Here is a 553-nt window from a genome sequence, read left to right as displayed (position 1 = left end):
TCGTATTCTTAATACCTATATGCTATCGTACACAAGCTTTTGTTCTTTTCTTCCAACATACCGTCTATAATGCTCAAAAAGAAATCAGCAGTGGAACACACTACGTTCCCTACCGCTTTATCATTTTTCAGGCTTAAATATTTTTAAAATTTTGTGAGGAATCCGCTTAAAAAACTCATATCTTCAAAAAAAATGACAAAATTTAAATTTTTGAATAACATCATTTTTTAGTAAATGTTATAATTTCTTTATAATACAAATATCGAAAGAAGGCGACTGACTTTGAAAAAATTATGTTCATTAATTGTAGTAGCATTAATTTGTATCATTGCATTATCAGCTTGTGGTAAAGAACAAACCAAAACATATGAAGGTGATGTTAGTGGTAAACATGTACTAACTTCTATCACATATAAAGATGATAAGGTTTTAAAACAGTCTACAATCAACACAATTAAATATGACGATCTAGGTATGGATAAAGACGAAGCCAAAAAGTTATTCGCCAAATCTGAAAGTATTTTCAAAGACCTTAAAGGCGTAAAATACAAAG

1 protein-coding gene is annotated in these 553 nt (G+C 29.1%); it reads left to right on the top strand.

The annotated features are described in order from the left end of the window. Positions 1-282: 282 nt before the first annotated feature. On the top strand, positions 283-553 hold a 271-nt coding region (locus IDG60_RS00865), incomplete at its 3' end, for a DUF1307 domain-containing protein (RefSeq protein WP_206160379.1).

This window comes from Staphylococcus sp. EG-SA-2, from assembly GCF_017152085.1.
This window is presented reverse-complemented; position numbering and strand designations above follow the sequence as displayed.